Source organism: Bradyrhizobium sp. 186 (assembly GCF_023101685.1).
Classification (GTDB): domain Bacteria; phylum Pseudomonadota; class Alphaproteobacteria; order Rhizobiales; family Xanthobacteraceae; genus Bradyrhizobium.
This window is the reverse complement of sequence record NZ_CP082164.1, coordinates 3,436,278-3,455,287: the sequence shown is the minus strand read 5'-3', so window position 1 is coordinate 3,455,287 and position 19,010 is coordinate 3,436,278. Positions and strand designations below refer to the sequence as shown.

Annotated in this window: 15 protein-coding genes; 10 read left to right on the top strand and 5 right to left on the bottom strand. The window is 63.3% G+C overall.

All coding sequences use genetic code 11. The annotated features are described in order from the left end of the window. Positions 1-15 precede the first annotated feature (15 nt). Both IVB18_RS16470 and IVB18_RS16465 read right to left on the bottom strand, forming a co-directional pair. Positions 16-3,324, bottom strand: a complete 3,309-nt coding sequence (locus tag IVB18_RS16470; protein WP_247990085.1) for an adenylate/guanylate cyclase domain-containing protein — start codon at positions 3,322-3,324, stop codon at positions 16-18. Positions 3,325-3,445: 121 nt separating this feature from the next. Further along, entirely contained in the window at positions 3,446-4,123 is a 678-nt protein-coding gene (locus tag IVB18_RS16465) for a Crp/Fnr family transcriptional regulator (RefSeq protein ID WP_247990084.1), read from the bottom strand. Between the two features lie 336 nt (positions 4,124-4,459). Here IVB18_RS16465 and IVB18_RS16460 point away from each other — a divergent pair, with 336 nt between their 5' ends. Together IVB18_RS16460 and IVB18_RS16455 are read left to right on the top strand one after the other, a co-directional pair. Then, positions 4,460-5,281 (top strand): ABC transporter ATP-binding protein, encoded by an 822-nt coding sequence (locus tag IVB18_RS16460; protein WP_247391785.1) that lies wholly within the window; start codon positions 4,460-4,462, stop codon positions 5,279-5,281. Next, positions 5,278-7,209, top strand: a complete 1,932-nt coding sequence (locus IVB18_RS16455; RefSeq protein ID WP_247990083.1) for a long-chain fatty acid--CoA ligase — start codon at positions 5,278-5,280, stop codon at positions 7,207-7,209. Before IVB18_RS16460 ends, IVB18_RS16455 begins: the two co-directional genes overlap by 4 nt. Before the next feature lie 62 nt (positions 7,210-7,271). Here the strand turns inward: IVB18_RS16455 and IVB18_RS16450 are convergent, their stop codons facing one another. After that, on the bottom strand, positions 7,272-7,637 hold the full coding sequence (locus tag IVB18_RS16450) for an endonuclease domain-containing protein (protein ID WP_247990082.1): 366 nt from the start codon (positions 7,635-7,637) through the stop codon (positions 7,272-7,274). Positions 7,638-7,720: 83 nt separating this feature from the next. Here IVB18_RS16450 and IVB18_RS16445 point away from each other — a divergent pair, with 83 nt between their 5' ends. The 4 genes from IVB18_RS16445 (at position 7,721) to IVB18_RS16430 (ending at position 12,003) form a co-directional block, all read left to right on the top strand. Then, positions 7,721-8,614, top strand: a complete 894-nt coding sequence (locus IVB18_RS16445) for a branched-chain amino acid ABC transporter permease (protein WP_247990081.1) — start codon at positions 7,721-7,723, stop codon at positions 8,612-8,614. Between the two features lie 3 nt (positions 8,615-8,617). Beyond that, on the top strand, positions 8,618-9,691 hold the full coding sequence (locus IVB18_RS16440; protein ID WP_247990080.1) for a branched-chain amino acid ABC transporter permease: 1,074 nt from the start codon (positions 8,618-8,620) through the stop codon (positions 9,689-9,691). 46 nt (positions 9,692-9,737) lie between these two features. Beyond that, a complete protein-coding gene (locus tag IVB18_RS16435; RefSeq protein WP_247990079.1) occupies positions 9,738-11,021 on the top strand; it encodes an ABC transporter substrate-binding protein in 1,284 nt (427 codons plus the stop codon). Positions 11,022-11,166: 145 nt separating this feature from the next. Then, entirely contained in the window at positions 11,167-12,003 is an 837-nt protein-coding gene (locus IVB18_RS16430; protein WP_247990078.1) for an ABC transporter ATP-binding protein, read from the top strand. Positions 12,004-12,062: 59 nt separating this feature from the next. Here IVB18_RS16430 and IVB18_RS16425 read toward each other — a convergent pair whose 3' ends face one another. Next, the gene (locus IVB18_RS16425) at positions 12,063-13,214 is read right to left on the bottom strand and encodes an AGE family epimerase/isomerase (protein WP_247990077.1); all 1,152 of its coding nucleotides are present in this window, start codon (positions 13,212-13,214) and stop codon (positions 12,063-12,065) included. Between the two features lie 86 nt (positions 13,215-13,300). Between IVB18_RS16425 and IVB18_RS16420 the strand changes: the two genes are divergently transcribed. From IVB18_RS16420 to IVB18_RS16405, 4 genes are all read left to right on the top strand, one after another. Then, complete coding sequence (locus tag IVB18_RS16420) at positions 13,301-14,524, top strand: AMP-binding protein (protein ID WP_247990076.1); 1,224 nt, start codon at positions 13,301-13,303, stop codon at positions 14,522-14,524. 517 nt (positions 14,525-15,041) lie between these two features. Beyond that, positions 15,042-15,449 carry a hypothetical protein gene (locus IVB18_RS16415; protein ID WP_247990075.1) on the top strand — a complete coding sequence of 136 codons (408 nt, stop codon included), beginning with the start codon at positions 15,042-15,044 and terminating at the stop codon, positions 15,447-15,449. Between the two features lie 97 nt (positions 15,450-15,546). Further along, on the top strand, positions 15,547-16,842 hold the full coding sequence (locus IVB18_RS16410) for a DNA methyltransferase (RefSeq protein WP_247990074.1): 1,296 nt from the start codon (positions 15,547-15,549) through the stop codon (positions 16,840-16,842). A 129-nt stretch (positions 16,843-16,971) separates the two neighbouring features. After that, a complete protein-coding gene (locus tag IVB18_RS16405; protein WP_247990073.1) occupies positions 16,972-17,838 on the top strand; it encodes a DUF5681 domain-containing protein in 867 nt (288 codons plus the stop codon). A gap of 7 nt (positions 17,839-17,845) precedes the next feature. Here the strand turns inward: IVB18_RS16405 and IVB18_RS16400 are convergent, their stop codons facing one another. Continuing rightward, positions 17,846-18,976, bottom strand: a complete 1,131-nt coding sequence (locus IVB18_RS16400) for an IS630 family transposase (RefSeq protein WP_247984173.1) — start codon at positions 18,974-18,976, stop codon at positions 17,846-17,848. Between the last annotated feature and the right edge of the window lie 34 nt (positions 18,977-19,010).

Genomic DNA, 19,010 nt, shown 5'->3' with positions numbered 1-19,010 from the left:
ACTCCTTCACATGGCCTAGTCAAGAAATGGCAGTACGATCAATCCGGCGGGATCAAGCCCGTGCCTGGTGCAGACGTCATCCGCCAGTGCGAAATACCGCTCGGCCTCGGGCATATTGCCGCGATCAAGGTTCAGCGTCGCGAGACCATCATAGCATGGAAAGAGCTGCTGCGGCTCGCCGGTTTCGCTCGCGACCTCGATGGCCTCATTGTAGCAGCGGGCGGCCTGATCGGGCCGGAAATGGCATTGATGGATTTGGCCGAGCACGATCAGGGGCACCGGGAGATGCTCGCGCTGATCGAGCGCGCGATCGATCTCGATCGCCTTTTCGGCAGCCGGCACACCTTCATCGGTGCATTTGTCCGTGAAGGTGCAACAGGCAACGGCAAAATTGGCAAGAAGGCGCGCCTGGAACCCGAGATCCCCGATACGACGCGCGACGTCCAGTCCGCGGCAACAAACCTCCATCGCCTGCGCCGGGTCGACAATCGTATAGAGCACGCCGAGATTGGTGTAGCCGCGGCAGGCCACGTTGAGAAGGCCGGCGGCTTCGGCTGCTGCGACACTTTGCTCCACTTCGCGCACCGCTTCCTGGTGCCGTCCAAGCCGCGCCAGTGCGACCGCCTTGGTGTTGAGTGCCTCGGCAATGGCGCGCGCCGCCTCGAGTCCGGCTTGCTCGTCCGCGTCCGCTGGCACGGATCGGGCGTAGCCAAGCGCCTCGTCCGCCCATTTCGCGGCGGCCACGTGATCGCCCATGCGAAAGGCAAGACGGCCGCGCTCCTGCAGCAGGTGCGCCCAGTCGATGGGCGCATTGGTCCCTCCAAGCAGTTCTGCCGCCTCGGCGTAATGCGTCTCTGCCTTGATCCGCTTGCCGGCGTCCCATAACAACCGGCCAAGCTTGCGAAGAATTCGCGCTTCGCCGATGCGGTCCGCTGCGGCGCGGTGCCCCTCCAGCGCACTCTGGTAGTGCTCCTCAGCCGTGTTGCGGCGGCCGGCCGCGCCACAGAGGTCCGCTATCCGCTCATACAGAACCAGGCGCTCCGGCTCGCGTTCGCCGCTCAACAACAACACGGCGAGGGCCTGCTGGTAGAGACGGATGGCATCGTCATTGGCATAGGTCGCGCGTGCGCGATCGCCGGCCGCGCGCAGATAGCGCGCGCCTTTCGGCTTGCGCGCGCTGAGGCTGAAGTGATGTCCGAGCAGGATCAGGTCTTCGAGCCGTTCGGGCTCGCTGCCATAGAGCCGCTCCAGCGCGGCACCAATGCGCCCATGGAGCTCGATCCGCCGCTGCAAGAGCAGGTTCTGATAGATCACGTCCTGAAGCATGGTTTGCGTGAAACGGTAGGATCGCAGCGAAATGGAATTTGCGCCGGCGACCTCCTCGACGATCTCGGCATCGCAGAGAAGTTCGAGCCCCGCTTCGACCTTGGCCCCGCCGGTTGCCGTCGCACTGAGCAGAGCCGCGTCGAGGCGCGGGCCGATCACCGCGGCCTCCTGGGCCAGCCGGCGCACCTCATGCGGCAGCCGGTCCAGGCGCGCCAGCAACAGCGCCTGAATGCTCGCCGGGATATCGGCGGCGGCTTCATCCGACTTTATCCGCCACTGCGAGCCGTCACGCGCCAAGGCGCCAGCTTCGATGAGACCGCGGATGATCTCCTCGAGGAAAAGTGGATTGCCGCTCGCGCGTTCCAGAATTCGACTGAACAGATTTCCCGGCGGCTCGCGCCAACCGTGACTGAAATAAGCCGCGAGCAGCTTTTGTCCGTCAGCATCACCAAGCGGAGGCAATCGAAGGGTTGTGTGGCTGATCCGACCAGAACCGAACTGATCCAGTTCCAGCATTGGCCGATGCGTAAACAACAGCATCAGCCGCGTGCGCTCCAGTCGATCCATCAGGAACCGCAGCGCTTCGAGAGACACGGCATCGGCCCAGTGCAGATCCTCGACAATGATCAGAAGCGGCGACAAGGCCAGACGCCGTTCGAAGACGGTCCGGATCGCAAAGAATATCTGCCGCCGGAGCTGTTCGGGCTCGACATGCTGCAACACGGCGTCCGGGCCGCCGAGGCCAAGAACGTGGACATAGAGCGGCATCAGCCGCTCTGCCTCTTCGGCCGCGAGGCCAAGCTCTGACAGCGCTTCAGCCAGCCTGGCCTCGGCCTCCGCGGTGCTGGCCTTCTGCGCGATGCCATAGGCGCTGCGCAGCACCGCAGCGAGCGTGCCGTAGGATTGTTCGCCGAGCGGCGAGCAGACGGCCTGCCGGATCGCCATACCTGCGAAGCGCTCTTCATCGCGGATGCGGGCCACGAATTCGTTCACCAGGCGCGTTTTGCCGATGCCTGCTTCGCCGACCAGCCGCACCAGTTGCGCCGCGCCGCCGCACGCGCGATCGAGGCTGCCGATCACGCGGGCAAGCTCGGCGTCGCGCCCGATCAGGGGCGCACTGAGGCCCAGCGTGTCGAGGCCTCGTGCCGCACGCGGCATGTCGAGCGGCCCCTTCAGACGATGGACCAGGACGCTGCCCATCTTGCCCTTGAGCGAGACCTCGCCAAGCGATTCATACGAGAATGCATGCCGGGTAAGACGGTAGGTCAACGGCCCGACCAGCACCTCGTCCGGCGGCGCCATCGACTGCAATCGCTGAGCAGTATTCACCGTGTCGCCAGTCACCGAAAAGGATTTGGCAACGCCCACACCCAGTCCGCCCGCAACCACTTGCCCGGTGTTGATACCGATATGGAGCAACAGGGGTGAACCGGCGCGGACCTTCGCACGTTCGCTAAGCTGCTCCGTCCGTTTGATCATATCGAGGGCAGCGCGGACCGCCCGCTCCGGATCGTCCTCGTGCGCAGCCGGCGCACCGAACAGCGCCAGCAGCGCATCGCCGATGAATTTGTCCACGAAGCCGCCAAAGCCTTGCACGGCAGCCGTCAGCTCCTCGAACAATTCGTTCTGAAGCGTCTGCATGACCTCGGGGTCAAGGCGTTCGCTCATCGCGGTGAAGCCGCTGAGGTCGGCAAACAGCACGGTAATGGTGCGGCGGTTGGCTTCACTGTCGATCTTATCCGGCTGCGGTCGAAATGCCTGTTGAGGGTCGGCCGTCGGCGCGAGCGGCGGCGAGGAGGCCTTGATCGGCACTACGGGCCGCGCCTGTCCTCCGGCTTTGGGGGCCTCACTGACGAGGGCGCCGCATTTCGGGCAATACGCGAAATCCGGTGCGCATGCATAGCCGCAGCCGGGGCACGCGTTCGGCTGCTTCGTGCCGCATTTCGGGCAGAAAGCAAAACCGCTCTGAACCTCGGAACCGCAGCAAGAGCAGTTCATGGGTAAAGCCGCGATGACGCGATTTGCTGGACCCTCCGGATGGGCCCAGGGACCCGGCAAGCATGGGCTCGTCACACTGGAAGAGCAAGCGGTGGTTGGTTAACGGCGGCGGAGCGCCGCCTCACTCCTCCCCATACCCGCGCAGCCGCTCGATATCGAGAATGGTGACGCCGCCATATTCGAGCCGCAGCAGCCCCTCCTTCTCCAGCTGGTTCAACGCGCGGTTGGCATTTTGCCGGGACATGCCGGAGAGTGCGCCGATCTCCTCCTGCGTGATATCCAGATGCGCGGTCGATTCCGGGTAGAGGATCGGGTTGAACAGCGAGGCGATGCTGCGGGCGAGGCGTGCGGTGGCATCCAGCGTGCGGTTGACCTCGAGCATGCCGATGAACTGGCCGAGCCGCTCGTTGAGCTGGCGGACCAGGAAGCGGTTGAAGCCGACGCTGTTCTCGAACAGCCACATGAAGGCGCTGCGCTCCATCAGCGCGACGCGGCTATCGCGAAGTGCGACCACGTCGTAGCGGCGCGGCTCGTTCTTGAGCACGCTGCCCTCCCCGAACCAGGCGCCAGCGGTCAGCCCCGCAAGGCTCGTCTGCTTGCCGTCGCGCGAGACCCCGCCCATCCGGGCGAGGCCGCTCACCATGCCGGCCCAGTAATCAAACTTGTCACCCCGCATAAAAACGGTCTCGCCGGTGCCGTAGGACCGCTCCGTGATTCCGCCGCGGGCGACCTCGATCTCCCGCTCGGTGAGCTCGCGCGACCAGGCGGTGACGCGCTTCAGTTGATCCTCTGAAATCATGATCCCGAAGCCAGCCGCATTGTCTTGTCACTCCACCCGTTTGTTGCACTGCAACACGACCACCTCGACCGCCATCCGATGAAGATGGAGGCCGCTCCCACCCAACAAACTTTGTCGCCGAATTGTCAGGCGGAAGACATTTCAAAATAGCGCTTTCCCCTATTGAGGACCACCTCGGGCAATGCGGCTTTTAATCCCGAACGGGAACGAAAGCCGCGCGGTCCGGTCGAGACCAATAGCTGCATGGCCTCACCGGCACGGCCGTACTAGGATCGCCCGAAAGGAACGGATGAAGAGCGCTACTGAAAGCGCCATCACCGGGGAGGGATTTGTTTGGTGGCTACCAGTCTTGAAGTGCGCGGCGTGTCCCTGCGGTTCGGCGGCGTTCGTGCGCTGACCGATGTCGGCTTCGCCATCAAGGAGGGCGAGCTGTTCTCGATCATCGGCCCCAACGGCGCCGGCAAGACCTCGATCGTGAACTGTATTTCCGGCCGCTACAAGCCAACCGAAGGCCAGCTGTTCTACCAGGGCCGCGACATCACCGGATTGACGCCGAATGCGCGGGCCTCGCTCGGCATCGGCCGCACCTTCCAGAACCTCGCGCTGTTCCACCACATGAGCGTGCTCGACAACATCATGGTCGGCCGCCATCACCTCCTGAAGAACAATTTTTTCACGGGCTCGCTGTACTGGCTCACCGGTGCGCGCAAGGAAGAGCTCGAGCATCGCCGCAAGGTGGAAGAAATCATCGACTTCCTCGACCTCCAGTCGGTGCGAAAAGCGCAAGCCGGCACCCTCTCCTACGGCCTGCGCAAGCGCGTGGAGCTCGCACGCGCCATGGCGTTGGAGCCCCGCCTCATTCTCCTCGACGAGCCGATGGCCGGCATGAACTTCGAGGAGAAGGAGGACATGGCCCGCTACATCGTCGATCTCAACGAGGAGTTCGGGATGACGGTGGTGATGATCGAGCACGACATGGGCGTAGTGATGGATATCTCCCATCGCGTCATGGTGCTGGATTTCGGCCGCAAGATCGCCGAGGGCGATCCGGCCGCCGTGCTCGCCGACCCCCATGTCAGGCGCGCCTATCTCGGCGAGGAGGACGAGGTGCTGGTCGATCCCGACGATGCGCCGCCGGCGCAGGAGAGCGCGGCATGATGGACTATGCGGGCCGCGTCGCGCAGGCCGATACCTATCCAAAGATGCTCCGGCTCAACGCGAAAGAGTACGGCAACGAGATCGCGCTGCGCGAGAAGGATCTTGGGCTGTGGCGCCCGTTCACCTGGAGTGACTACCACACCCGCGTGCGTGATTTTGCACTGGGCCTCATCGAGTTGGGCTTGGGCCGCAGCGACGTCATCGGCATCATCGGCGACAACCGGCCGGACTGGGTCGCGGCCGAAGTCGCCACCCACGCGATCAGCGGATTGAGCCTCGGGCTCTATCGCGACGTGCTCGACGAGGAAGCCTCCTACCTCCTCAATTATGGCGAAGCGCAGCTCGTCTTCGCCGAGGACGAGGAGCAGGTCGACAAGCTGCTTGTGCTTGCCGAGCGCGTGCCGAGACTGAAGCACATCATCTATTCCGATCCGCGCGGCATGCGGAAATATGACGATCCGCGGCTGATGTCGGCGGAAAAATTCGCCGAGCTCGGCCGAGCACGGGCCGCACGCGAACCGGAGCTTTACGACCGGCTGGTGGATGCCACCAAAGGCGAAGACGTCGCGATCCTCTGCACCACGTCGGGCACCACCTCGCATCCAAAACTCGCGATGCTCGCCGCTGGCCGCGTGCTCAGCCATTGCGCCACCTATCTTGCCTTCGATCCGAAGGGGCCGGACGACGAATATGTCTCGGTGCTACCGCTCCCCTGGATCATGGAGCAGGTCTATGTGCTCGGCAAAGGGCTGCTGTGCCGGATGAAGATCAACTTCGTCGAAGAGCCCGACACCATGATGAACGACCTGCGCGAGATCGCGCCGACGTTCGTGCTCTTTGCGCCACGCGTATGGGAATCCATCGCCGCCGACGTCCGGGCCAAGGTGATGGACGCAACGCCGTTCAAGCAGCGCCTGTTCGATGTGGGCATGAAGACGGGCCTTGCCGCGCTCGAACAAGGCAAGCGCTCCGGCCTTGCCGATGCGATCCTGTTCCGTGCGCTGCGCGACCGCCTCGGCTTCACCCGCCTGCGCTCGGCGGCTACCGGGGGCGCCGCGCTTGGCCCCGACACCTTCAAGTTCTTCCAGGCCATGGGCGTTCCGCTACGCACGCTCTACGGCCAAACCGAGCTGCTCGGCGCCTACACGCTGCATCCCGAGGGCAAGGTCGATCCTGACACCACCGGCGTGCCGATGGCCGACAGCGTCGAGATCCGCATCGACAATGCCGACGTCCACGGTGTCGGACAGATCGTGGTGCGGCATCCCAACATGTTCCTCGGCTATTACAAGAACCCGGAGGCGAGCGTTGCCGACATCAGGGACGGCTGGATGCTGTCCGGTGACGCCGGCTATTTCAACGACAACAAGCAGCTCGTGGTCATCGACCGTATCAAGGACCTCGCCGAGACCTCGCGCGGCGAGCGCTTCTCGCCGCAGTTCATCGAGAACAAGCTGAAATTCTCGCCCTATATCGCGGAAGCCGTGGTGCTCGGCGCCGGCCGCGACGCGCTCGCAGCGATGATCTGCATCCGCTATTCCATCATCTCGAAATGGGCGGAGAAGAACCGGCTCTCGTTCACGACCTACAGCGACCTCGCCTCGCGGCCCGAGGTCTATGCGCTGCTCCGCAAGGAGGTCGAGACCGTCAACGCCACGCTGCCGCCGGCGCAGCGCATCTCGCGCTTCCTGCTGCTCTACAAGGAGCTGGACGCCGACGACGGCGAGCTCACCCGCACCCGAAAAGTGCGCCGCAGCGTCATCAACGAGAAATACGAAGGCATCATCGACGCCATCTACCGCGGCGACGCCGACATCCCCGTCGACACCGTGATCCGCTTCCAGGACGGCACCACGCAGCGGGTGCGCACCAGGCTGCGGGTGGTGGATCTCGGCGGACGCGACCACATGGCGGAGGCAGCGGAGTGACGTCGGGAGAGCGCACCGCTGCCCTTCGCCTCTCCCCGCTTGCGGGGAGAGGCCGGAGCGCGTCAGCGATCCGGGTGAGGGGGAGTCTCCGCGAGGGCGGTGACGATCGTCTCGAGGACGCCGGCCAAATTGCGGGACACATCGTTGTTCCAGAAGCGCAAGATGCGATAGTTGCAGTCGGCCAGCCATTTGTCGCGAACGGCGTCACGCGGGCTGTCTGCATGCTGCCCACCATCCACCTCAATGATCAGGCGGGCTTCGCGGCAAATGAAATCTACGGTGTACGGCCCGATCGGTTCTTGTCGGATGAACTTGTAGCCATTCAGCCTGCGGGCGCGCAGGCGATACCAGAGCGTTCCCTCCGCGTCCGTCGATGCGGCCCGCAGGCCTCTGGCGCGTTCGGTCTTGGACTCATCAGCACCGCGCATGCGGAGACTCCCCCTCACCCGCCGCGCGTTCCGCGCGTCGGCCTCTCCCCGCAGGCGGGGAGAGGCGAAGGACAGCATATCACATGAACACCGCCTTCCTCATCCAGCTCCTGGTCAACGGCCTCGTGGTCGGCACGCTTTATGGCGTGGTCGCGATGTCGTTTGTGCTGATCTACAAGGCCACCCAGGTCGTCAATTTCGCGCAGGGCGAGCTGTTGCTGGTCGGCGCCTGGGTGTGCTGGACCTTGCTCGCGAAATACCAGGTGCCGTTCTGGATCGGCATGCCGATGACGCTCGTGTTCATGTTCGTGTTCGGCATCGCGATCCAGGTGCTGATCCTGAGGCCGATGATCGGTGAACCCATCATTTCGGTGATCATGGTGACGATCGGCCTCTCGACCGTGCTCCAGGCCACGCTGAAATGGATGTTCGGCGTCAATCCGCAGCCGTTCCCACGGGTGTTCGAGAGCCAGTCGCTCAGCCTGTTCGGGCTCCAAATCCAGACCGTCTATGTCATGAGCCTCGTGGTGTCGGTCGCCATGATGATCGGCATGGCCTGGTTCTTCCGCGCCTCCAAGTACGGCCTTGCGATGCGCGCCACCGCGTTCAACCAGCAGGTGGCGCAGTCGCTCGGCATCTCCGTGAAGAGCGTGTTCGCGATGGCCTGGGCGATCTCGGCGACGGTGTCGGCGGTCGCGGGCGTCGTGGTCGCCGTGGTGAACGGCGTGTCGTCAGGCCTTGCGGCTTACGGCATCAAGGTGTTTCCGGCGGCGATCCTCGGCGGGCTCGATTCCGTCGGCGGCGCCGTGCTCGGCGGCATCATCATCGGCTTGCTCGAAAACATCGCGCAATATGTCGACAGCGAGTATCTGCACTGGGGCAATCTCTACGAGATCGCGCCGTTCTACGTCCTCATCATCGTGCTGATGATCAAGCCCTATGGCCTGTTCGGCACCCACGACATCGAGCGGATCTGACCCATGGCCGGCCCTGCCCTTATCCCTGCTGGTGACTTCCGCACATCCTACGCCGCGGACACCACGATCTTTCCGACCTCAACCAGCCGCAACTTTGCGATCGCCGGCGTGCTGCTGTTCTGCCTCGCGCCACAATTCCTTGGCGGATACTGGCTCAGCATCCTCATACAGATCGGTATCTTCTCGATCGCTGCGCTGGGGTTGAACATCCTGGTCGGCTTCACCGGCCAGATCTCGATCGGGCACGCCGCCTTCTTCCTGCTCGGCGCCTTCACCTCGGCCTATATCTCCAACAACGCGCCGATTCCGGTGTTCTTCGCGATCCCGCTCGCGGGTGTCGTCACCGCGCTGGTCGGCCTGATCTTCGGCATTCCGGCGGCGCGGCTGAAGGGGCTCTACCTCGTCATCGCGACGCTGGCCGCGCAATACATCCTGCTCGATTTCTTCTCCCGCGCGGAGTGGTTCACCGGCGGCTCGGTGCCGGCCAGCGCCAATCCGTTCTCGATCTTCGGCTTTGTCTTGCGCGGCGATAAGCAATATTTCTATGTCGTGCTGGCTTATGTGATCGCGAGCTACGTCCTCGTCACCAATTTGATGCGGACGCGCGACGGCCGCGCGCTGGTGGCGATCCGCGATCACTACCTCTCCGCGGAAATCATGGGCATCAACCTCACCAAATACCGGACGCTGTCGTTTGGGCTGGCCGCGTTCTTCGCCGGCATCGCCGGCGCGCTCTATGCGCATTACCAGCTCGTGGTGTCGCAGGAGGGCTTTGGCATCGAGCGCTCGATCCTGTTCCTGGCCATGATCATCATCGGCGGCACCGGCTCGATCATGGGCACGCTGATGGGCACCGCCTTCGTGGTGTTGCTGCCGGAATCGATGGAATTTCTCAGCGTCTACTTGAAGGGCGGCGCGATCGACAAGGCGCTCTCGCTCAACAACAATATCACCTTCCTGCGCGAGATCGCGATCGGAGTGATCATCATCGCGTTTTTGATGTTCGAGCCGGACGGGCTCGCGCATCGCTGGCGGCAGATCAAGGCCTACTGGAAACTCTACCCGTTCTCGCATTGAGCGCGGGCAACTCGCTAACCAACAAATAAACAGGAGGAGGCAACCAATGAAGACAAAATCCCTTTTGAGCACCGCATCGCTTGCGCTGGCGATCGCAGCCTTTTCGGCGAGCGCGCAGGCGCAGATCGCGATCGGGCACCTCGCCGATTATTCCGGCGGCACCTCCGACGTCGGCACACCCTACGGCCAGGCCGTCGCCGACAGCTTCGCCTGGGTCAACAAGAACGGCGGCGTCGCCGGCAAGCAGCTCAGCGTCGACACCAATGATTACGGCTATCAGGTGCCGCGCGCGATCGCGCTCTACAAGAAATGGTCGGCGCCGGACTCCAAGGTCGCGGCGATCATGGGCTGGGGCACCGCGGACACCGAGGCGCTGACCGGCTTCCTCGCGCAGGACAAGATCCCAGACATCTCCGGCTCCTACGCCGCAGCCCTCACCGACCCCGAAGGCGTCAGCGGCAAGGCCAAACCCGCGCCCTACAATTTCTTCTACGGCCCGAGCTATTCGGACTCGCTCCGCGCGATGCTGATCTGGGCGGCCGACGACTGGAAGGCCAAGGGCAAGCCCGGCAAGCCGAAATTCGTGCACATGGGCGCCAACCACCCCTATCCGAACGCGCCGAAGGCCGCCGGCGAAGCCATGGCGCAGGAGCTCGGCTTCGAGGTTTTGCCGCCGCTGGTGTTCGCGCTGGCACCGGGTGACTACAGCGCGCAGTGCCTCAGCCTGAAATCCTCGGGTGCCAACTACGCCTATCTCGGCAACACCGCGGCTTCCAACATCTCCGTCCTGAAGGCCTGCAAGACCGTCGGCGTCGACATCCAGTTCCTCGGCAATGTCTGGGGCATGGACGAGAACGCCGCCAAGACCGCGGGCGATGCCGCCGACGGCGTGATCTTCCCCTTGCGTACCGCGGTGAGTTGGGGCGGCGATGCGCCCGGCATGAAGACCGTGATGGAGATCTCGAAGATGTCCGATCCCACCGGCAAGGTCTATCGCCCCGTGCATTACATCGCGGCCGTCTGCTCGGCGCTCTACATGAAGGAAGCGTTCGACTGGGCCGCCAAGAACGGCGGCGCCACCGGCGATAACGTGGCCAAGGGCTTCTACCAGAAAAAGGACTGGGTGCCGGCCGGCATGGAAGGCGTGTGCAGTCCCTCGACCTGGACCGACAAGGACCACCGCGGCACGCTGAAGGTCGACCTCTATCGCACCAAGATCGCAGGCGCGACCGACGGCGACCTCAACGACCTCATGGCCAAGGGCACGATCAAGCTCGAGAAGGTCAAGACCGTCGAGCTGCCGCGCAAGCCGGAATTGCTTGGGTGGTGAGCCTAACGCTCACCTCACACACAACCGTCATCCCCCGCGAAGGCGGGGGATCCAGTACGCCGCGGCTTCTCGGTGAAGCTTCGGCGTCCCTGGAATACTGGGTCGCCCGGTCAAGCCGGGCGACGACAGCGGAGAGTTATAAAGCATGACCCAGACCGCAGAAGCTGTTCGCACCCCCAGCATCGTACCCGCACCGCCCCTGCTCGGCGTGCGCAACATCGAGGTCGTCTATGACGACGTCATCCTGGTGCTGCGCGGCCTCAGTCTCGACGTGCCCAAGGGCGCGATCGTGGCGCTGCTCGGCGCCAACGGTGCCGGCAAGTCGACGACGCTGAAGGCGATTTCGGGGCTGCTCAAGACCGAGGACGGCGAGGTCACGCGCGGCGAGATCCTGTTCGAGGGCGAGCGCATCAACGGCATCGATCCCGACAAGATAGTCCGCCGCGGCATCTTCCAGGTGATGGAGGGCCGGCGCATCGTCGCCGACATGACCTCGCTGGAAAACCTCAAGCTCGGCGCCTTCACCCGCAGGGACCGCGAGGTCGGTGCCGATCTCGACATGGTCTTCAACTATTTCCCGCGCCTGAAGGAGCGCACCGGGCTCGCCGGTTATCTCTCCGGCGGCGAGCAGCAAATGCTCGCGATCGGCCGCGCGCTGATGGCGCGCCCGAAGATGATCCTGATGGACGAGCCGTCGATGGGCCTGTCGCCGCTGCTGGTGAAAGAGGTGTTCTCGATCATCCAGAAGATCAACCGCGACCTCGGCGTCACCATCCTGCTGGTCGAGCAGAACGCGCGCGCCGCGCTTTCGGTCGCGAGCCACGGCTACATCATGGAGCAGGGCAAGGTCGTGCTCGACGGCACCGCGGACGAATTGCGCGACAACGAGGACGTCAAGGAATTCTATCTCGGCGGCGCCGGCGACCAGCGCAAGAGCTTCAAGAACCTCAAGAGCTTCAAGCGGCGCAAGCGCTGGCTATAGCGTTTCAAGCGAAGTGGGAACCGGTTCGCGTGAAGAAAACGCGTCAAAACAAAAGACTCTTAGCTCAGCACCTGCTCCGCTTCCGTGACTGCGCAGAGAACATGATAGAACGACGACGCAGGAATGGTGTCGATCAGCGATTTGCCGTCGCGATCGAACCGATCGTACCAGCCACCTTTGACGGGATGGCTGAGATAATGCCGTTCGAGCCGCACCAGCGCCGCGCGCGCTTCCTCCGCCGCTCCCGCCTCGCCGGACTCGGCCTGCGCGATCCACGCCTTGGCAATCTCGGTCTGCGGCCACAGCCGGCGCGAGCCGCGGCGGATGTTGCCGGTGTCATCTCCCTCGTCGATGAGGCAGCCGGTGGCCTCATCGCGATAGCGCAGCGCGGTCGCGAGGAGCTCGGATCGCCGCTGCCCGGTCGGGCATCCCGTGATCCGCTCGAAACCCTTCAGCAGCCAGACCCATTCCGCCTGATGGCCCGGCTCGACGCTGACCGGCTCGATCTTCGACCAGTCCTCCTCGAAATATTCGCCGAGCGCGCGCTTCTGCTTGTCGTAGAGATTGGCGAGGAACAGCGCGAAGAACTCGCCGGCGCGGTTCTGGAACGACAAATCGTGGGTCGCGTCGAAGCAGGCGATCATCGCCTCGAACAGATGCATCTGCGGATTCTGCCGGCGCGGCAGCGAGACCGGCAGGCCCTCGTGGACGCCGCCATGCGGCGAGCGCAGATGACCGTCGAGGAAGGCGAGCAGCGCATCGATCTCGGCGCGGACCTGGGCGTCCTTGTCGAGCGCGTAGACGGTCGCGAGCGCAAACAGGATGAAGGCGTGGTCGTAGGCATCGCGCCGCGCATCCAGCACCGCCCCCTCCGGCGTCAGCCGGTGCACGTAGCCGGGCCGGCCGTCCGGCGCCTTCGCTCTTGCCAGCAGGTGCTCGAGCCCCTTCAGCGCGATGGCGCGGCCATCCGGATACCAGCCCATCTGCGCCGCCTTGGCGTAGCAATAGATCTGGCGCGCCTGCACGAACACGCGCCGCGGCGTGGCCGCGTCCGCCGTGCCGTCGCGGTGCAGCCGGTCGATGAAGCCGCCCGCGGCATCGTCCCAGCCGACGGTCGACCACAGCGGCAGCGCCTCGTCGACCATGCGTCGCTTCAGGCGCGCGACGACGTCAGCTGTCTCGTCTGCCGCAATGATTCCTTCGTCCGCCATCGCGCTCTCTCCACGCCCCGACCATGGCCGTCTGATACCCATGCCGGCGGCCGCGTGCAACGGATGCCAACCCGGAAAGACCAGCCATGACCGCCCATTACGACGCCCTCGAGACGCGCGAGCAAGCCGCGCGCGAGGCCGAGCTGTTCTCCCGCCTGCCGGGCGTGCTGCGCAGCGCGATGACCGCGCCCGCCTATGCCGAGCGGCTCAAGAGCTGCGATCCGGCCGCCGTGACCTCCAGAACGGCGCTGGCGCGACTGCCGGTGCTGCGCAAGTCGGAACTGCCGGCGCTGCACAAGGCCTGCGTGCCCTTCGGCGGCTTCGTGGCGGCGGCACCTGGGTCGTTCGCCCGCCTCTTCACCTCCCCGGGCCCCATCTTCGAGCCGGAGGGCCGGCAGGCCGATCCCTGGCGCGGCGCGCGGGCATTGTTCGCGGCCGGGTTCCGCCCCGATGACATCGTGCTCAACACCTTCAGCTACCACCTCACCCCCGGCGGCTTCATCTTCGATTCCTCGGCGCGTGCGCTCGGCTGCGCGGTAATCCCGGCCGGGCCCGGCAATACCGAACAGCAATTCGAGCTGATCGAGGCCTACCGGCCGGTCGGCTACAGCGGCACGCCCGACTTCTTGAAGATATTGCTCGATGCCGCGGCGACCTCGGGGCGCGACCTCTCCTCGATCAAGCGCGCGCTGGTCTCGGGCGCCGCCTTCCCGCCCTCGCTCCAGGCCGAGATCAAGGCGCGCGGCATCGATGCCTACCAGGCCTTCGGCACCGCCGATCTCGGCCTCATCGCCTTCGAGACCGCCGCGCGCGACGGCATGGTCGTGAACGAGGACCTGATCATGGAGATCGTCAAGCCAGGTACCGGCGATCCGGTTACACCGGGCGACGTCGGCGAGATCGTCGTGACCTCGCTCGACCCGCACCATCCCTGGATCCGTCTCGCGCTCGGCGACCTCACCGCGGCGCTGCCGGGCACGAGCCCCTGCGGGCGCACCAACATGCGCATCAAGGGCTGGATGGGCCGCGCCGACCAGACCACCAAGGTCAAGGGCATGTTCGTGCGTCCCGAGCAGGTCGCCGAAATCGGCAAGCGCCATCCCGCGCTCGGGAGGCTGCGCCTCGTCGTCACGCGCCAGGGCGAGACCGACGCGATGACGCTGAAAGCGGAAACGGACTTACCAAGCGATTCACTTCACGAGGAGATCGCCGCCAGCCTGCGCACGCTGACAAAACTCGGCGGCGCGGTCGAGCTGGTCAGCCCCGGCACACTGCCAAACGACGGCAAGGTCATCGCGGACGAACGGTAGCTGACCTTCGTTTCTTCGTAACAGCGAATATTTCAGCAAAGATGCGGCCTGTTCGGGTTGCAGATCTGCGCAAAAACCGCGGTATATCCGAGACTTACACGCACTTTAGCCAGCCGCAGGCTGAAAATAACAGGGAATGTCTAACCGCTATCAGGGAATGCTCTCGCAAAGAACAGGGAATTTGCGGAGCCGAAGCAGGGAAGCCAATCACGAAGCGGGGCGAGAATGCCTTTGTGATCGCCTCACCGGCCATGTCTCGGAACGGAGCGCCCCAAGCTTCCATCGAGCGTTCTGCCGATACGTGGGGGACCCAGCATCTAGTCACGCCGTTGTGATGGAGTTCGAAAACGCAATGGGAGGCCTCTACATTCGTCAATTGGAATCGGCCGCTACCCCCACAGCGCACCGAATCCGCAATATCGGATTTGAGCGTTTACCAACGGAGTCAGCGGCGTTCTGCTGAAGCTCCACAATGAGCTAACTTTCTCCGGGTCAGCGAACCGAAGGAGAAATGAAGATGGGCGTTCCGTTCGATCAGCAGCACCTTGACGACGATCCACCATGGCTCGTCCGGCACAATCTTCCCACCCACAGGGTCCGCGGTCGCCCACCGAACCATCCCGCACGGCAGGACTTTACGCTTGAGCAGATCGACAGGATTTATCCGTGGCTGTGCAGGCGGCTAAAGGCCGATCGGGCGGTGCAGACGCGGTGCGCCGAGCTCGCGCCCAGCGAGCGCGCCTATGGGCTCTTGGCATACTGGGCGCGGAAGCGCCTTTTGAATATCGACTGGACCACCCTTCGTAACAAGCACACCTTGTGGAAGCACGGGCAGCTTCATCCGATCGTGTACTGCATCGACTCCGAGGACTTTGAGGCAGAGATCGAACGCCAGTTTCCTCCTCCCACCCAGCGCACTCCGTAACCGCTAATTTTCGTGAGCGAATTCCGCGGCCTGATCTGAAAAAACCTCTCCGGGCGCCAATCGCCGCCTTAAGCGCAAACTTACCCGGAGAAAACCTTTGCAGATCGAGCCCCTTTCAATTGACTTGTTGAAGCCCTACGCCGCCAATGCCCGCACGCATTCTGCAAAGCAGATCAAGCAGATCGCGCAGAGCATCGAGCGGTTTGGCTTCAACAATCCTGTCCTGATCGACGATGACGGAATGGTCATTGCCGGCCATGGCCGCCTTGAGGCCGCAAAGTTACTCAAGATGACGACGGTGCCCTGTGTGCGTCTCTCGCATCTTAGCAAGGACGAACAGCGCGCCTACATCCTTGCTGACAATCGTCTCGCCGAAAAGGCCGGATGGGACAATGAAATCCTCGCGATCGAACTCAAGCAGCTCGCCGAGCTAGGTTTCGACGTTGACCTTACGGGGTTTGAGCCCGCCGAGGTGGATCTCATCATCGAGGGCGTGGGGGACGAAAGCGACCAGCCCGAAAACCGCATTCCGGAACGGAGCGAAAGCGACGCCGTCAGCCGTCCGGGCGATACGTGGCGGCTCGGCAAGCATATCCTGGTCTGCGGCGACGCTACGGATCCGCACGCCTATGATCTTTTGATCGGCGATGAGAGCGCTGACTTCATCTTTACCGATCCGCCATACAACGTTCGGATTGACGGCAACGTTACCAACATTTCGGGCGCGAGCACGATCAAGCACCGCGAATTTGCCATGGCCTCAGGCGAAATGAGCGAGGCCGAGTTCACGACCTTTCTTGCCCGATCGTTCGAGCTCCTGTGCCGCTATTCGAAGGACGGCTCAATCCACCAGATCTGCATGGACTGGCGGCACATGCGGGAAATCATAGCAGCCGCCGATCAGCACTATACCGAGTTGAAGAACTTCTGCGTCTGGAACAAGACCAACGCAGGCATGGGATCGTTCTATCGGTCCAAGCACGAATTGATCTTCGTCTGGAAGAATGGGTCCGGGACGCATATCAATAATTTCGGACTCGGTCAGCACGGCCGCTATCGAACCAACGTCTGGGACTATGAGGGCATCAATAGTATGCGCGCAGGACGCATGGAGGACCTCAAGCTGCATCCAACGGTCAAGCCCGTGACGCTCGTGGCTGACGCCATCAAGGACTGCTCTAAGCGCGGTCAAATCATACTCGATCCGTTCTGCGGGAGCGGGACGATCCTGATTGCCGCGGAAAAGACCGGACGCCGCGCTCGTGCAATCGAACTCGATCCCGGCTATGTCGATGTCGCAATTCGGCGCTGGGAACAGTATACGGGAAAGACCGCCTATCTCGAACCCATGCGCGAGACCTTTGAGGAATTGTCCGAGGAGCGCGCGGCCTAGGTCTGCGGGTATTTGTCCCTCAAAGCACGGCGTCAGCGCTACCATTCACAAATTGCCGTTCCGAATTTTCCGTGAGCGAGACCAAAGCCCCATTTTCGTAAGACAGGCTCCGGCCAATCCGGAGGCCATATGACCGACAACACTATCTCGCCGGACCCCCGGCCCGCACTTACAGAACTGCCAGATTCGCCATTTGAGGTCGGCTACAAGCGGCCTCCTAAAGATAAGCAGTTCGTCAAAGGTCGGTCCGGCAATCCAAAGGGGCGACCGAAGCGGCCCGAGGGCATCCTGATCCGTGAGATCTTTGATAGCCCCCAGCTGCTAAAGGATGGGAGCAAGATCTCGACGCGAGAGGCGTCTGTGCGCCAGATCCTGAAGGGCGCGATGGACGGGAATGCAAGGGCGTTCCGGAGCTTTCTGAGGTTGATGAACGAGGCTGGCCTTTTCCGGAAGGAGGCGATAAAGCATCCGCACGTCATCTATTACGACGATAATAGTCCGTCGCAATTTCCTGCGCAATATGAAGCCTGGAAGCAAAAGAACGCGGCGGAAAAAGCAGAGCAGGCCAAGAAGGAGCAGGCAGTTAACGGGTCTGCAACGGAAGCAAGCCCTTTAGACCAACGGCCCAATGCCCGGGGCAGCGTGTCCACGCCCGGCCGAAGGAGCTCCTTGGCGAAGGACGAAAACATGATCGCAATCTTCAAGCGGCTTGTCGCCGAGCGCAAAACGTTCACGCAAAATGGCAAGAAGCGAACCGTGACCGTAGCTGAAGCCATCCTCCTTAAGAACTGCAACACCGCCTTGCAGAACCATTCAATAGCATTCAACAATATCTTACGTTTGGCCGAACAGGGTGGAGAATTTCTCGATCGCAATGATCCGGCAAAGGTTGGCAAGCCCCTTTTGATGCCGCGTAAGCGCTTCGAAAGCACGGAAGAGCTCCTGGCCTTTCATGGCGCCGATATCGTCCATCTACCCAAAAAGCCTGAAGACTAGTGGCTCATCACAGTGATTTTGACTCTTTGGCGGTGGCTGGATAGGCGCGGCCGAGTTTGGCGCGGGCCTTGTCGGTTGTGAACATCCATTTGATGCGGGCTCGGGTTTTATTCCGCCGCTTTTGCCATGCTGCGATCTCGTTTCGGAGCCTTTTGGGGTCGTCGATGCGGCGGCCGAGGCACTGGCGCTGGAGCACGCTGATCTCGCACTCGACCATATTGAGCCAACTGGCGTGTTTCGGGGTGAAGTGGAATTCGAGGCGGCGCAGGATGCGACGGGCCTCAGCAGGCGCAAATGCTTGATACAACGCGCCGGCGGTATGGATCGACAGATTGTCCTGCACGAGGCGGATGCAGTCGGCGTCGGGATAATGGACGTCGACGAGTTCGCGCATGCAGTAGGCGTAGTCCACGGCGGCGCGGTGCTCGGTGACCTTGACGTTGCGCCAGCCACGATGCGGGTCGAAGGTAACGAAGAGATTGACGGTGCCGTTGCGGCGGTACTCGTAATCGTAACGCTCGCGCTGTCCCGGCTCGGCTGGAATCGGCTGACGGACCTCGCCGATGAGCTGGACGGGGGTCTCGTCGAAGCAGACCAGCGGCCGGACGGGATCCGGCGCCTCGGCGTAGAGGTCGAGCACGTCCTCCATGCGGGCGACGTATTCGCCGTCGACATAGGGGATGCACCACATGTCCCTGCGCCATGGCTTGAGGTCGTTCTCGGCCAGCCGGCGACGCACGGTCTCGCCCGACAGGCTGTCATGATCGGTGAGCTTGACCATCGTGTCCGCCAGCAGCGTCAGCGTCCAACGTTTGCGGCCGGCGGGCGGCTTGGCGCACGCCGTCGCCACCAGCAGGGCCTCCTCCTTGCCGGTCAATTTGCGCTCTGCGCCCGGACGCGGTTCCTCGCTCAAGGCCCGCTCCAGATTGCCTTCCACGAAGCGGCGCTTGGTCCGGCCGATGCTGGACAGGCTGACCCGGACAGACCGGGCAATCTCCGCGTCGCAACTGCCGGCATCGGCCGCCAGCAAAATCTGCGCCCGCTTGAGCTTGCGGGCAGCATGCTTCCCGCCGCCCAGCATCGCCGTCAGTTCGTCCCGCTCGATTTGGCTCAATTCGACCCGATAACGTACATTCATGCTTCGCCTCCTTGTCGGAGGCCGGGACGAATCC

Excerpts from the sequence above, each read along its gene's own strand:
- IVB18_RS16470 (WP_247990085.1), bottom strand. The coding sequence starts at position 3,324 with ATGAACTGCTCTTGCTGCGGTTCCGAGGTTCAGAGCGGTTTTGCTTTC.
- IVB18_RS16465 (WP_247990084.1), bottom strand. The coding sequence starts at position 4,123 with ATGATTTCAGAGGATCAACTGAAGCGCGTCACCGCCTGGTCGCGCGAG.
- IVB18_RS16455 (WP_247990083.1), top strand. The coding sequence starts at position 5,278 with ATGATGGACTATGCGGGCCGCGTCGCGCAGGCCGATACCTATCCAAAG.
- IVB18_RS16450 (WP_247990082.1), bottom strand. The coding sequence starts at position 7,637 with ATGCGCGGTGCTGATGAGTCCAAGACCGAACGCGCCAGAGGCCTGCGG.
- IVB18_RS16445 (WP_247990081.1), top strand. The coding sequence starts at position 7,721 with ATGAACACCGCCTTCCTCATCCAGCTCCTGGTCAACGGCCTCGTGGTC.
- IVB18_RS16440 (WP_247990080.1), top strand. The coding sequence starts at position 8,618 with ATGGCCGGCCCTGCCCTTATCCCTGCTGGTGACTTCCGCACATCCTAC.
- IVB18_RS16435 (WP_247990079.1), top strand. The coding sequence starts at position 9,738 with ATGAAGACAAAATCCCTTTTGAGCACCGCATCGCTTGCGCTGGCGATC.
- IVB18_RS16430 (WP_247990078.1), top strand. The coding sequence starts at position 11,167 with ATGACCCAGACCGCAGAAGCTGTTCGCACCCCCAGCATCGTACCCGCA.
- IVB18_RS16425 (WP_247990077.1), bottom strand. The coding sequence starts at position 13,214 with ATGGCGGACGAAGGAATCATTGCGGCAGACGAGACAGCTGACGTCGTC.
- IVB18_RS16420 (WP_247990076.1), top strand. The coding sequence starts at position 13,301 with ATGACCGCCCATTACGACGCCCTCGAGACGCGCGAGCAAGCCGCGCGC.
- IVB18_RS16415 (WP_247990075.1), top strand. The coding sequence starts at position 15,042 with ATGGGCGTTCCGTTCGATCAGCAGCACCTTGACGACGATCCACCATGG.
- IVB18_RS16405 (WP_247990073.1), top strand. The coding sequence starts at position 16,972 with ATGACCGACAACACTATCTCGCCGGACCCCCGGCCCGCACTTACAGAA.
- IVB18_RS16400 (WP_247984173.1), bottom strand. The coding sequence starts at position 18,976 with ATGAATGTACGTTATCGGGTCGAATTGAGCCAAATCGAGCGGGACGAA.